12 protein-coding genes, 2 tRNA genes and 1 riboswitch are annotated in these 14,490 nt (G+C 37.7%); of the genes, 5 read left to right on the top strand and 9 right to left on the bottom strand.

The window, feature by feature from the left end:
* Positions 1–235 precede the first annotated feature (235 nt).
* Both HXT51_RS00190 and HXT51_RS00185 read left to right on the top strand, forming a co-directional pair.
* Positions 236–311, top strand: a tRNA-Asn gene (locus HXT51_RS00190).
* 215 nt (positions 312–526) lie between these two features.
* Complete coding sequence (locus HXT51_RS00185) at positions 527–1,468, top strand: ATPase (protein ID WP_421776497.1); 942 nt, start codon at positions 527–529, stop codon at positions 1,466–1,468.
* Between the two features lie 143 nt (positions 1,469–1,611).
* On the opposite strand, the gene HXT51_RS00180 is transcribed toward HXT51_RS00185, so the two are convergent.
* The 8 genes from HXT51_RS00180 to lepA all read right to left on the bottom strand — a co-directional run bounded on the left by HXT51_RS00180 (position 1,612) and on the right by lepA (position 10,977).
* Positions 1,612–3,051: an amino acid permease gene (locus HXT51_RS00180; RefSeq protein WP_421776782.1), complete on the bottom strand. Its 1,440-nt coding sequence runs from the start codon at positions 3,049–3,051 to the stop codon at positions 1,612–1,614.
* A 91-nt stretch (positions 3,052–3,142) separates the two neighbouring features.
* Positions 3,143–3,331, bottom strand: a riboswitch (Lysine riboswitch).
* Between the two features lie 88 nt (positions 3,332–3,419).
* The gene (locus tag HXT51_RS00175; protein ID WP_421776496.1) at positions 3,420–4,055 is read right to left on the bottom strand and encodes an ABC transporter ATP-binding protein; all 636 of its coding nucleotides are present in this window, start codon (positions 4,053–4,055) and stop codon (positions 3,420–3,422) included.
* A 93-nt stretch (positions 4,056–4,148) separates the two neighbouring features.
* Positions 4,149–4,577 carry an FtsX-like permease family protein gene (locus HXT51_RS00170; RefSeq protein ID WP_421776495.1) on the bottom strand — a complete coding sequence of 143 codons (429 nt, stop codon included), beginning with the start codon at positions 4,575–4,577 and terminating at the stop codon, positions 4,149–4,151.
* A complete protein-coding gene (locus HXT51_RS00165; RefSeq protein WP_421776494.1) occupies positions 4,574–5,500 on the bottom strand; it encodes a hypothetical protein in 927 nt (308 codons plus the stop codon). The genes HXT51_RS00170 and HXT51_RS00165 overlap by 4 nt, the downstream gene beginning before the upstream one ends.
* A gap of 43 nt (positions 5,501–5,543) precedes the next feature.
* The gene (locus tag HXT51_RS00160; RefSeq protein WP_421776493.1) at positions 5,544–6,914 is read right to left on the bottom strand and encodes an ABC transporter permease; all 1,371 of its coding nucleotides are present in this window, start codon (positions 6,912–6,914) and stop codon (positions 5,544–5,546) included.
* Positions 6,915–7,259: 345 nt separating this feature from the next.
* Positions 7,260–7,715: a hypothetical protein gene (locus tag HXT51_RS00155; protein WP_103084971.1), complete on the bottom strand. Its 456-nt coding sequence runs from the start codon at positions 7,713–7,715 to the stop codon at positions 7,260–7,262.
* Positions 7,716–7,777: 62 nt separating this feature from the next.
* Positions 7,778–9,070, bottom strand: a complete 1,293-nt coding sequence (gene hemW, locus HXT51_RS00150) for a radical SAM family heme chaperone HemW (protein ID WP_421776492.1) — start codon at positions 9,068–9,070, stop codon at positions 7,778–7,780.
* Positions 9,071–9,096: 26 nt separating this feature from the next.
* Positions 9,097–10,977, bottom strand: coding sequence for a translation elongation factor 4 (gene lepA / locus HXT51_RS00145; RefSeq protein WP_421776491.1), 1,881 nt, complete (start codon positions 10,975–10,977; stop codon positions 9,097–9,099).
* A 284-nt stretch (positions 10,978–11,261) separates the two neighbouring features.
* On the opposite strand from lepA, the gene rpsT reads away from it, so the two are divergent.
* The 3 genes from rpsT to HXT51_RS00130 all read left to right on the top strand — a co-directional run bounded on the left by rpsT (position 11,262) and on the right by HXT51_RS00130 (position 13,184).
* Complete coding sequence (gene rpsT, locus HXT51_RS00140; RefSeq protein ID WP_415691898.1) at positions 11,262–11,522, top strand: 30S ribosomal protein S20; 261 nt, start codon at positions 11,262–11,264, stop codon at positions 11,520–11,522.
* Between the two features lie 204 nt (positions 11,523–11,726).
* The gene (locus tag HXT51_RS00135; RefSeq protein ID WP_421776490.1) at positions 11,727–12,881 is read left to right on the top strand and encodes a hypothetical protein; all 1,155 of its coding nucleotides are present in this window, start codon (positions 11,727–11,729) and stop codon (positions 12,879–12,881) included.
* 230 nt (positions 12,882–13,111) lie between these two features.
* A tRNA-Ala gene (locus HXT51_RS00130) sits at positions 13,112–13,184 on the top strand.
* 430 nt (positions 13,185–13,614) lie between these two features.
* On the opposite strand, the gene HXT51_RS00125 is transcribed toward HXT51_RS00130, so the two are convergent.
* Entirely contained in the window at positions 13,615–14,346 is a 732-nt protein-coding gene (locus HXT51_RS00125; protein WP_103084966.1) for a GntR family transcriptional regulator, read from the bottom strand.
* Positions 14,347–14,490: the final 144 nt, after the last annotated feature.

Below are 14,490 nucleotides of genomic sequence, written 5' to 3'. Positions count from 1 at the left end.
TTTATATAAATTATGAAACTTGTGTTAAGCAAAAAGAAGTATTTTTTATAAATGTGGTCAGAAGTTCATAAGACTATGCACAAATAGAAAAAACCTTGTTTTTATTGAGTTTTATTGAATTTTGATATTGTTTTAAGATTTTACGACACGCCAAAACTAAGAAAATTTGCATATCTTAAAAATCCGTGTAATATAAATGTCTTGTGCACAGCACACAGCTAAACACAAAGGATATTCCTGCGTAGCTCAGTTGGCAGAGCGTTCGACTGTTAATCGAATGGTCGCTGGTTCAAGCCCAGCCGCAGGAGCCATTAACCACCGGTTCGCCGGTGGTTTTTTTGTATGGCAATAGAGGTTTTGAATTTAACCGAAATTTTGTGAATTAACGCCTAGCTTTGGGAAATAACCCTAATTTTGTGAATTAAACTTTAGAATCACTTCTAAACATATATAAAATAGCGTAAAATATGTGGCACGTATTACTTGCAATACACTAAAAATGATTACCACAAGTAAGGAAATACATATGCCAACAAAAGTTTTACTAGGCGAAAATGTAAAGAAAAAGAAGCTTATTGCTCTTATATCATGCATTGTTGTATTAGCACTTGCATTAACTGGATTAGGTTCGTATTGGTATTTTAAACAATCCGAAGAAACTAATGAAGCGCGTAAACAATGCCAAGAAGAAGTAGCAAAAATTTCAAAACCAAATAAAACTTGGAAAAAACTTGTAGGGAATTCCTTTTTAGTTACTTTAGCGCAACAAGATAGCGAAAATAGTAAGAAATTAGCAAGTTTACTTGCAGAAAAAGCTCCTGAACCAATTACATGCAATGCTAATTCAGCTGAAGAATTAGGAAAACAAAGCGCTCAAGCAATAGCTGCATCGCAATGGTATAAAGATGAAGCTACTAAGATACGTTCTCTTGCAGTTTCATTGATTAACGAAATGAATGAAAAGCAAGATAAGGACAAAGACAAAGATAAAGACAAAGACAATAAGAACGCGGATAAAAACAAGGATACAAGCGCAAACAAGAAAGAAGAAACTAAGCGTACGCCTAATCCTGTTGTAAAACATCCAGTTAAACAAAATAATCAAACCAAGACTGGCAAGACTACTCCTAATAAGAACACTCCTAAGACAAACAAAGGAAAGACTGGCAAGACCGATAAGACCAAGCCTGGCGACAAAAAGACAGGTGACAAGGACAAAGACAAAGACAAAGACAACAAAGACAACAAAGACAACAAAAACAACACCGACCCTAAGAACAACGACAATTCTGGAAACTCAGAAGAGCAAGGGGAAAATGGCAAAGGAAAAGGCAAAACGGAAACCGAAAACGGCGAAAATAGCCAAAAAGGCAAAACAAATCCAGAAAAAGATAATAAAGGGAAATCAAATCCTGGAACAGTAACTACAACTGATCCAACTAAAGGCGAAGGTAAACAAAACCCATAAAATTGGTATCTTATAAAACAAATAACTAAAAATAAAATGGTTGAGGCTCAACAGTTTTTCTGCTGAGCCTCAACCATTTGTGTATGAATTAGAAACCTAATTCATACACAACTTTTAATAACATCTTGATAACAACTAAATAATCACTTCCCAAGATCTACTTCTTTAAGAGGAATTACTTTAGTACGATTCTTAATCTTGTACACAACGTACAGAATTATGAATAACGGAACAGACATGTAAGTAATACCAATACCTTCCCAATTAAGCGTTGCAAACGAGCGCAAATCCTGACCAACAATAACCAGAACACACAAAAGGAACGCCACAATCGGACCAAACGGATACCACTTTGCACGATACACTAAATTGTTCAAAGAATGACCCTGAGCCACATAAGCCTTACGGAAACGGTAGTGAGAAGCAGCAATACCAGCCCAAGCAATAAAACCAGTCAAACCACTTGCAGCAACCAGGAACATATATATTTGCGATCCAAAAATACTCATGAAGAACGTGAACAAAGCCACAACAAATGTTGCAATTAAAGCCGGAACTGGAATACCTCGTAAACTCACTTTTCCGAAGACTTTTGGAGCATTACCTTCTTTTGCAAGCGCATAAAGCATTCGCGTTGAAGCGTACATACCGGAATTAGCTGCAGAAATAACAGAAGTCAAAATAACAGCATTCATAATCCCTGCAGCAGCAGCAAAACCTGCACGCTGGAAGACGAGCGTGAATGGGCTTATAGCAATATCAGTTACTTCGGATCCAAGCAAATTCTTGTCAGTGTAAGGAATAATGCAAGCAATAACGAAAATAGCAAGAATATAGAAAAGAAGAATACGCCAGAACACTTGCTTTACAGCCTTTGGAATACTCTTTTCTGGAGTTGCGGACTCTCCTGCAGTGATACCAATAAGCTCAGTTCCTTGGAACGAGAAACCTGCAATAGCGAATGCGCAAAGCACAGCAGGAACACCACCAGCAAACGGAGCATCCTTATGCGTAAAGTTCTTCAATAGCGGTGCATCGCCACCAATAATGCCAATAATTGTAAGTGAACCGATAACTAAGAATAGGATTACAGCAACTACCTTAATAACGGAAAGCCAATACTCAGTTTCGCCAAAACATTTAACTGTAAGAATATTAATAAGCAAAATAAATATCAGAACACCAAGCGAGAACACCCATATTGGAATTTTCGGGAACCAGTACTGTAAAACTATTGCAGCTGTACTAACATCTACAGCCACAGTAATCGCCCAATTAAACCAATAGTTCCATCCCATTGCAAAACCTAAAGCTGGATCAATAAACTTTCCAGAATACGATGCAAATGAACCACTAATAGGCATAAAAGTGGCCATCTCACCAAGCGAAGTCATAAGGAAGTACACCATAATGCCAATCGCAGCATAAGCGAGCAACGAACCACCTGGACCAGACATGTGAATAGTTGCACCGCTAGCAACAAACAAGCCTGTGCCAATACTTCCACCAAGCGCAATCATAGAAATATGACGAGTTTTAAGACCGCGCTTTACTTCATTAGAGTGAGCAGAATTATTGTTTATAGAACTGTTTCCGACAATCTTTTGTGACAGATTAGAACTGTGTTCCATGTTTCCTCCTTTTAAACTCTCAGAGGTAAACAAGCACAGCATGCATGTCGATAGCACTCCGCAGCAATACGCCGAATTACTGCGACAGTATTTGACTTATTCAGTCAAATCCCAACTTATGACTTAGAAAGTATCGTCATAAATTTCGGCATTATCCCCTTTCACCAATAATCTTCGCTACTTTCAAGCTCATATTGGCTACTATTGTCAAATGCAACCTCTGGTCGATGTGTTTCATTATTAGCATAACGTGCGACAAAATCACAAAGACCAGAGTAAAACAGTGTAAAACCTATAAAACTTAATTCCAAAAATCTAAATCATTTTGAAATAAGCCTCTTCTTTTTAAGAACTAATTTTATATCTGCAGCAGATGCAACTTCAGAAGAATGAGTTACAACAATTACGCACTTTCCACGTTTATGCGCAGCATCACGAAGCAAAGAAATAACGTCAGAAGTAGTATCAGGATCCAAACTTCCTGTAGGCTCATCAGCCAAAATAACAGGAGAAGAAGAAACAAGCGCACGAGCAATCGCAACACGCTGCTGCTGACCACCTGAAAGTTGCATAATATTACGAGTTGATTCTTGCTCATTAAGACCAAGTTCATACAAAATATCAACTTTCGCTTTAGAATCTACAAGTCTCACATTTTCTATCGGAGTTAAATAATCAATAAGATTAAAATTCTGGAAAACTAAAGAAACATGCTTCTTCCTGTGATTTGCATAACCAGTACTTGCAATATTTTCCCCATTGAAAAGAACAGTGCCATTGGTAGGAGAATCTAAACCAGCTAATAAAGATAGTATTGTTGACTTTCCTGAACCAGATGGGCCTGTTATGCTATACATTTTTCCTGATTCGAATACAGCATTAACTTCACGAAGAACAGCTATATTTGCAGGACCATAAGAATATTCAACATTATTTAACTCTAATAAATTTGTCATAATCATTCCTTTTACAATAACTCTTTTCAAAATTTTTCTATAAAATAATTATTTAACTTAAAATACTTCTGATTTATCCAAATATCTAAAACGCTAACTCATAGCACTTAAAACAGCACGAGGTCGCGAAGTAAATAACGGAATTAATGCAAGTAATAGTGCAACTATTGCCATAGCAAATCCTATAAGCAAAGCAAATACAGTCTGACTAATAGGCAACATAGGAATATGCAACGATGAAATAGAAGAATCAGCAATGCTCGAAAACATAAAATTCCCTACTACTCGCGACACAGAAGCACCGAATATAAGAGATAAACATGCTGAAATTGCAGAAATAATAATGATTTCAGCAATCATTTGAGCAGCTATAGAGATTTTATTAATACCAAGCGCCATGAATACTCCAACTTCATGAATGCGACTGCGCACAAAGAAAACAAGCACTAATCCTAAAATCAATATTCCAACTAATCCAAGAACTACAAAAATCATAGTTATCATTGATTTAACTGATTTCACAGATTGTAATACTCCACTAAAACGAGCTGAATTATCTTCAATATCGAATTTTCCTTTGATAATTCTTTAGCTTTAATAAGAGCATTATTCAATAAATCTTCACTATTCAGAACGCATCTAACGGCATTTACTAATTTAGCTCCACTAAGCGTAAAAGCTGTACCAATATCTGTTACAATGCGATTTTCTGAAGAATCAGATGGCAAAATCCCTTTTGTTTGCATTTTCCCGGAAAATATGCCAACTATCGATACTTTTGCATGATGATTGCCTTGATAAAGAGTAATCTCAGATCCTATGTGAAGTTTATTTTTATCAGCAAAAGCTTTATGCACTATTGCACTATGAGAACTTTTAGCATCAATATGTTTCCCAGAATCAAGGTTATATAAACCTTCTTGGAATCCAGACGCTAGCTGAGAAGACGTTGTTCCAGTAACACCTACATATGATGCCATTTTGTCGTTATCTAATCTAGGACCAGATGTTGCAGCTACAATTCGCATACCACGAGCAGAAGCAAGCGTTTCAGACTCATAAGAACTTGTTTTTACACCAGCTATTGAAGAAAACTTTTTAGCTTGTTCTAAACTCATTCCAGATTGAGAATAATCTACAAAACCATTGGATTTGTCGGAATTACTTGTATTATCAACAGCTTTATCTGTAACAGTATTTTGAGAGTTTGACTGTGCTTGTTGAGTTATATTATCAACATTATTTCGAGAATAAACATTGAATCCTAGTCCAATATTATTATTTATATTCTCTTGCACACTTTGCACAGCTGCAATCACACCAGCCTGAGAAACTAAAGAAGTTAACACTAAAGTAATAATCAGCATTAACATAGCGCTTCTTCGCGGCTTCCTTACAACAGCAATCCACGATCTATATAAAATATCTTTTATTGATTGATTCATTTGATTCCTTGAAAATACACTGTTTTAAGTAATTTATAAAATATTATTTTTGCATTCCCAATAACTCTCTAGGAGTTTTCTTTAACATTGGCAAGCTTGAAATAAGCACAGCGATTACAATTACGAAAACAATAATAAAAGTTGTATATGCAAGACAATTCAAATCAACATTAACAACAAGTTTATCTAAGGTTCTTGTCGCCATACTTGATTCAAGATTCCCACCTGCTTGACCCATAGAACTAAGTTCGCGCGCAGCAGAACTATTTACTGAACTCAACGCAGAACTACCCATCCAAGGAGAAACAAACAATGAAATGCAGTATCCAAGTATTATTGAGAAAATAGAAACAAGGAAAATTTCGCTAATATACTGTAAAATCATTGAACTTTTTTTAACGCCAATAGAAGTCAAAACTCCCATTTCTCTGCGTCGCTCGTTAAACCATAAAAGCAAAACCAATCCTAATGCAATAATTGCAAACAAAATAACAATTACAGACGTAACGCTCATCATAGAACGAACACCTTTAGCAGCATTTATAAGACCTGAAACAAATTGATCATTCCTAGTTAATTGATACGATTGCAAATCGATATTTAAGGAAGAAGCTTCTTTTATAATTTGATCTGCATCATAATTTCGCTTAACAAAAAATGTCGCATCCTGATATATTTCTTTCCCAGGCTCATATTTATAAAGTTCCCTGGTAGTTTTCAAATCTGTATAAATAGTATTCGCAGTAAGCTCTGCTCTAGTTGCAACACTGCGATTATTAGCACCGCCAAATATTCCAACAATGGTAGTTGTCACACTTGCTTTGGATTGACGAACATTATCCGCATCATATGGATTAGCTTTTAAAATAAGCTTATCCCCAACTTTTAAATTATTTAATTTAGCTAAGTCCTCATGAATAAAAGAAACATGAGTGTCTTTTGAATTTATATGCTTACCTTTAACTAAATTAATCGTTTTAGTCACAAAAGCATTTAGAGATGCAGAATCATTCGTGCCTTCTAAATTCACAGCATTACCGAATTGCTTTTCACGACGCTCATCATAATCTTGTACGCCTGGAATACGTGCAGCTTTTGCATTAACTAAATCCGCTGTCACGTTTTGGCGAACAACATATGAAGATATTCCTTGAATCTTAGAAATTTTAGAAACGTCTTTAGGATTTACAGTTCCTGCTCCTCTAGGCGTTCCAGGATTAAATTGAGGATTATTAGAAAGAACAAAACTAGATGAAGCTTGACTTTCTACCTTTTCACTTTCTTTTTGGGCAGCAAAGCCAACAGCTTGAGAAGCCAATAAAAGTGTAGAAATCAAAGTAAGAATAGTAAAAATTATTAAACTTTTAATACGCTTCCTTACAATATACCGAACTGCTCGCGAAATAAATGTCATAGAACGCCTTTCATCACCGAAATACCTGACAAAAAAATATTCGTTAATTTATTTAATACTCTTTTATTATCTATAACGTAATCCACATCGTAATTTAAAAAATAAATTACTAGCCAATTAAATATTTAAAAAATGAGTATTGCTTAAATGTATCACAAGCCAAGGTCTTAAATGATATATAAAATCATTATCAATAAATATGAATGGCAATATAACCGAGCAATACTATTAAAATTTTGCTTCTACGTGTATTAGAAGTATCAGCAGTCTTAGCTCTTTCAGCAGTTTCAGAAGCTTCAGCAGCTATGAAATATAACTACAAAATGTAGCTAAAAAATCATCGCACTATAGCGACGTACCATGCTCATCAAGACGAGGATTACGTCTAGCGTTGCCAATAGTGAAGAACAATCCAACAACACCTAAAGCAAAAAGCACAGAAGAAATAATAGTTAATACAATAGGAGTATTTGGTAACCACATAAACACAAATAAAGCGAATGCAGAAATAAGAATAACAGCCCATGAAACGATGCTTATCACTTTACGAACTTTATTCCAAGTTTCATCCCCAGCTTCAGCACGAAGAATATTGCGATTAAACTTATCTTCTTGGGAAGTAACACTAGAAGAAGGTTTCCACTCCCCATCTTTATGTTCTGCAAGACGACGAGAACGATCCTGAAGAGCGTACTCATCAATCATTCCACTTCTAGCGCGACCTTTTGTATCATCGTACTGTGAAGGAATTCCCCTGCGGCTCTGCCTTTCCTTCGCGCGACGCTCTTTACGATTTGCCATGATTATTCCTTTCCACATTGAATTTTCACATATAACGTATTTACGACACAATACGCACTATTTTAGCGCACAGTCAGACCGTCTTCACACGCGTCAACGATTTTTTCTATCAATAAATCGTTGAGCAACCTACCTTTGCGCGTTGCAATAATGCGATTTTCATGCAACACTGCCAAATCTTCCTTACACACTTCAAGTAACACTTTTTGCAAATGCGAATCATCGAAGGCTTTATTAGTTTCTCGCATCTTTCCGCACAATTGCGAAATATTAAGACCTTCTTTAATACGAAGCCCCAACATTACCTCTTCAATAAGCGCATCTTCTGCGTTTATGCACTCGTAGTTTTGCCAAGGAACATTCCCAGAATTAATTGCATGAGCCCAATGTTTTGGATGCAAAATATCCCATGAGCGAAGATTATAAAACTCGTTTGGATTAGCTAAAGAAGCGTCATCATCCATACTTTGTTTACTAATATGATTTGCAGAATTGTAGTGAGAATGCGCACCAGGACCAATTCCAGCCCAATCAATATTCTTCCAATATCCAAGATTGTGACGAGACTCAAAACCGGGGCGCGCCCAATTAGAAATCTCGTACCATTCTAAGCCAGCAGAATTAAAAAGTTCGTCTGCCAACTCGTATTTTGCGGCTTCATCATCATCATTTGGTGCTTGAATAGTGCCAGCAGCGATTTGACGACCCATTTTTGTACGCGGCTCTACCGTTAGCGCGTATGCAGAAATATGGTTAACGCCCAGACTTAAAGCCATTTCTACTGACTTTCGCCAATCGTCTAAACTCTCCCCCGGAGCTCCATAAATCAAGTCAACGCTTGAGCGCAAGCCGCAAGCATTCGCCGCTTTTACACCGCGAGTTACGTTTTCTGGAGTATGAGTACGGTCAAGAGTTTTAAGAACATGCGCAACAGCCGATTGCATTCCAAAAGATATTCGTGTAAATCCGCCTTCTGCAAGCGTCTCAATATACTTTTCATCTGCAGTGTCTGGATTTGCTTCAGTCGTTATTTCAGCGTCTTTATTAAATCCCCACAAGTTACGTATTTCTTGCAAAATTCGCACTAAATCTTGCGCTTTAAGAACTGTTGGAGTTCCGCCGCCGAAGAAAACAGATTGCGCTTTAGGCTCGAAAATCCCGTGATATTCCTGCCATTTTTTTACGAGTTGCATTTCTCGAATCGCAACATCAGCATAGCCTTCACGACTTGCTCCCTCTCCTAAATCGAGCGCAGTATACGTATTAAAATCGCAATATCCGCAACGTCGCAAGCAAAATGGCACGTGTACATACACTTCAAAAGGCATGATTGAACGCGAATCTTCACTTGTCATGTTCGATTCAAAATTCAATATAAGCCTCAGCCTTCAGACTTTTGTGCTGCACGAATCTTATCTTTAGTGTCTCTGTCGTTTGCACTCTCATCTGTAGCCAAAGCCGCAACGAATGCCTCTTGAGGCACTTCAACATGGCCTAGCATCTTCATGCGCTTCTTACCAGCCTTCTGCTTTTCGAGAAGCTTACGTTTACGCGTAATATCACCGCCGTAGCATTTAGCGAGCACATCTTTTCGAAGAGCACTAATAGTTTCGCGAGCAATAATTCTAGAGCCGATTGCAGCCTGAATTGGAATTTCAAATTGCTGGCGAGGAATAAGTCCACGAAGCTTCTTAGTCATCATAACGCCGTAAGAATAAGCCTTATCACGATGCACGATTGCACTAAAAGCGTCAACCTTTTCTCCCTGAATAAGAATATCAACTTTCACTAAATCGGCAGATTGCTCGCCATCCTCGTGGTAGTCAAGAGAAGCGTAACCCTTTGTGCGACTTTTAAGCTGATCGAAGAAGTCAAAAACAATTTCTGCAAGAGGAATCCTGTAATGCATTTCCACGCGGTCGGAACTAATGTACTCCATTGTGCCCATTTCTCCGCGATGATCCTGGCACAAATCCATTACAGCACCAATAAACTCTTTCGGAGTAATAATATCGGCAGCAACCATTGGCTCAATAATGCGCTTAATCTTACCTTCTGGAAACTCGCTAGGATTTGTTACGTGATGCTCTTTACCATCTTCGCTAGTAACATCGTAAGTTACGTTAGGAGCAGTGGAAATAAGATCCAAGCCAAACTCGCGGCTTAAGCGCTCGGAAACAATCTCCATATGAAGAAGACCTAAGAATCCGCAACGGAAACCAAAGCCCAACGCAACAGACGTTTCTGGCTCGTAAATAAGAGCTGCATCATTAAGTTTTAACTTATCAAGAGCATCTCGAAGATCTGGGAATTGAGCGTTGTCAATTGGGAAAAGACCTGCGTAAACCATAGGCTTCGGATCTCTATATCCTTCCAAAGGCTCGGATGCAGGATTTGCAGCGCTAGTAATAGTGTCACCAACTTTAGATTGACTCACGTCTTTTGCGCCTGTAATTACGTAGCCTACTTCTCCAGCTCCAAGAGCCTTAGTCGGAGTCATATCTGGGCTAATAACGCCGATTTCAATAGGATCGTGCGTCATGCCGATTCCCATCATATGCAATTTTTCGCGCGACTTAAGTTCGCCATCAACCATACGAATATAGGTGACGATTCCGCGATACGAATCGTAGACTGAATCAAAAATAAGAGCACGAGCAGGAGCATCAGGATTTCCTGTTGGAGCTGGAACTTCCAATACGATTTGGTCAAGAAGATCTTTTACACCTTCGCCAGTTTTACCAGAAACACGCAACACGTCCTCCGGCTTGCAGCCAATTAAGCCAGCTATTTCTTCAGCATGCTTATCTGGTTCAGCACTTGGCAAATCGATTTTGTTAAGAACAGGAATAATTGTTAAATCGTGGTCGATTGCCATATAAAGATTAGAAAGAGTTTGCGCTTCAATTCCTTGAGTAGCATCTACTAACAGCACAGCACCCTCGCATGCTGCTAACGCGCGCGAAACTTCATAAGTAAAATCAACGTGACCAGGAGTATCAATCATGCCAAGAGAATACTCTTTGCCTTCAAAAGTCCAAGGAACACGAACAGCCTGAGATTTAATAGTAATACCGCGTTCCTGCTCAATATCCATGCGATCCAAAAAACGGTCTCGCATTTCACGCTCTGGCACAATTCCTGAAAGCTGCAAGATACGGTCTGCCACAGTGGACTTGCCATGATCTATATGCGCAATAATGCAGAAATTGCGTATCAACGATTGATCCGTAAATCCTGGCTGGTTATGCGGTGTAATCAAAGCAAATATCTCCTTTGCATGTTGTAACAAGGCAATTCGTATGCAACACAAGTAATCGCAATAGATAAATTCGCGCAATACACAGAATTTGTAGTGTATTTGCATTGCGTTTATACTAAAAATTAACATTCTGCTGCAAATAAGCCATTTTACATTAATTTTAGAAAATTTGCGAATCTTATGCGATTATATGCACTAATTAATTTGAAAAATGATTTATCCAACAATCATGCTATGCTTGCCCGCTGTATGTCCTTATATAGCAAACGTCGTTTGGAGTAACAGTGGCAAACATCAAGTCGCAGAAGAAGCGCGTGCTCACTAACGAGAAAGCGCACAAGCGTAACGTAGCCGTTAAGTCGGCTTTGAAAACCGCTATCCGCGCTACTCGTGAAGCTATCGCTGCCGGTGATAAAGCTGCAGCTGAGGCTGCATATGCAGTCGCCGCTCAGAAGCTTGACAAGGCTGCAGGTCGTGGCGTGATTCATAAGAATCAGGCTGCTAACCGTAAGTCTGGTCTCGCCCTCGCGATTAACGCTCTGTGAGGTTCGTGCAGTTAACTGCATATGGACTAGAGTTTTAACAAATCCTCATTACTTTTCGGTAGTGAGGATTTGTTTTTAGGGTTATTCCCCAAAATGTCAAAATTTTGTTAAAAACAAAGATTTTATATATCTTTTAGTTTTACTTTGTGTATACTTTTTTAATGCTGTTAGATTTAAATACTAATTTCGTTTAAGGTAACATTAGTGAAGAATTTCTTCAAAGGTATATCATTTACGCAAGTACTTGCTGGTTCACTTGCAGCTGTGACGTCATTTTTATTATCGTCAAAGATCGGCATAGCCGGCTCTGTAATTGGCGTTGCCATAGGTTCGATTGTATCGGCAGTAGCATCGCAAATTTATCAAAACGTAATTCGCGCATCAAAAGAAAAAATTCAAAATCCTCGCACGCAATCTCATGAAACCAACAATAAAGAGATAGCGCAAGCAACAGGAGATGATATTAAAATGTCTAACGTTCCAGTTTCTGGCAATTTTAATAACGCAAATAATTTTGATTACAGTTTAGATACTGATAACTTCAACGATACAATCAATTACGAAAAACCTGGGAACGATAACAATATAAATATTCCTAGAACACGCACTATTAGTTCTAATGCTAACGACGAAAGCATTAATAATACTCGAGTTATGGAGCTTGCTGCAATTCGTGAACAACGAGAAGAAGATATGCAACTTTCTAATGGCTCAGACGAGAATCCTATACCGCTTTCAAAAGCATTACGAAACTCTAATAGATCATATAGTCAAGAAAATATAAGTAATGACCATATGGAAAGTAGATATAAAAAATTAGTAATACTAGTATCAGTATTAAGCGCTTTAGCAGCTGTGGTTATAACAGCAGGAGCAATATTACTTTTCACACAAGGTAAAGGAACAGATAATATAAATTATCCTCAACAAGAACAAAATACTAACAATCAAGAGCAGCCAAATCAGCTAAAACAGCAAAATAAGAATGAGCAATCTGAGAATAACACGAAAGAGGATAATTCCGATAAAGATTCCGATGATTCTAACGCGGATGATAACGAAGATTCTAAAACAAATAATAACGATGACGAAACTGGCAATAGCGGAGATGATTTGTCTCAAAGCTCGCAGCCTGGCACAAGCGATCAAAATAATACTGATGGAAACTCAGGATATGAATCTACATCAGATTCTTCTAATAGCTCGTCATCCGGCTCCTCTGGCTCTGATACATCTTCAGGATCATCTTCTGGATCACAATCGCATACTGGCTCTAACGCTGGCTCAGGATCGTCTAAAAGCGTAGATAAAAGCTACAAAAAAGGATCTGGATCTGGAGAAGCAGGTAGAGGCAACTAATTATTAGCGAACTCACTGAAAAAGCGATTATGTAATACTTTATGCGAGCAAGTTAAGCGAGCAAATTCAGTAAAGGACTTAAGTAAACGTATTCGCTAAGCGGATTCAGTAAACAACTTCAGTAAGCGGATTAATCAAGCGGATTCACTAAGCGACACGCCGAGATTTTGATAATTGCTCAAAATGTTGTATTCTATCAAAGGTTCGAATGAACCGGACAATTGAAAAACGGGGCTATGGCGCAGCTGGTAGCGCATCTCCATGGCATGGAGGGGGTCGGGGGTTCGAATCCCCCTAGCTCCACGATTTAAATCTTAGCGGAATATATGATATATACGCTAAGATTTTTTGTTTCCCGTAAGATGTCTTAAGCTCTTATGTCCTCATATTCCGCTGAGATTTTTTTATTTCCCATCACAGACTTAAGCGCCTATATCCGCTTTCGCGATGAGACTTTTATCCATACTCATAGTCTTAAGTATTAAGCTCATACATTCAAAAAGAAGATTATTTAAGAGGAATATAAATTAAGAAAGAATATAAATTAAGAGCTGGATTCCCCTTACGCTTAACCCATAACTAGGTAAGTAAGAATAACCAGCTCTTTTGTAATCGCAAAGCGTTCAATAGTAAAGCGTGTAATAGTAAAGCTCGTAATCGCAAAACTTGCAATACTAAAACTTGCAATACTAAAACTTGGAAATTAACTTTTAAATGCGCTTCAAGCTAAAAATCATTCACTTGTTGAATGCAAGTGGAATTTGATATCTCCATAACTTGGAGAATACACAGCTATGCCGAAAGCAACAATAGAACCAAATTTATCTTTAACAGTTGATTGTGCTACAAGAACAGGAGTTCCTTCTTGAACCTCAAGAACAGCAGCCATTCTACTGCAAACTTTTTCAACATGTATTGAAATCTCATTTTCAGTAAGAGACACAGCATACGTTTTAAAAAGAAAACTAGATAAAGATCCGGTTGAAAAATCATTTGTTAAGATCTTTGGAAAACGTGAAGCATTAAGATATATTGCACTATAACGAGATAATACGCCATCCATATAGCATATTCGTTTCAAACAAATAAGATCAGTATCGGAATCTAATCCTAATCTAGAAGCCGCATCAGCATCGTTAACGACATCATTTTCTAAAACTTTATAAGTAGCAGAGTTATTATCTTCCCCGCTTTGACGATAAAATCCTTGAACTCTATCCGAAATGACTTCACGATTATGACTATATATAATGCCTTTTGCGCGGAATGTACCTCTACCCTGTTCCCTAACAAGCAAGCCTTCTAATATGAGATTATCAACCGCATGTCTTAATGTTATACGACTCACATTGTATTGCTTGCAAAGCTCAACTTCAGGTGGCAATTGTTCATCCGGAGCCATTGAATCAATGCGCTGACGAAGATTATCACGAACGGCTATATACTTTGGAACTCCATCAGCCATTAATATCACTCTCCAATCTAGATATATTCACAAAAATATATTCACAAAAATATATTCACAAAAATATGAGCAAATAGCAATAACGACATAAATATGCAAAACAGTTAAATTAAAATCACAAGCGAACAAGTAAATTTTAACTAC

This window comes from Gardnerella sp. KA00255 (assembly GCF_049244095.1).
GTDB classification, from domain to species: domain Bacteria; phylum Actinomycetota; class Actinomycetes; order Actinomycetales; family Bifidobacteriaceae; genus Bifidobacterium; species Bifidobacterium vaginale_F.
This window is presented reverse-complemented; position numbering and strand designations above follow the sequence as displayed.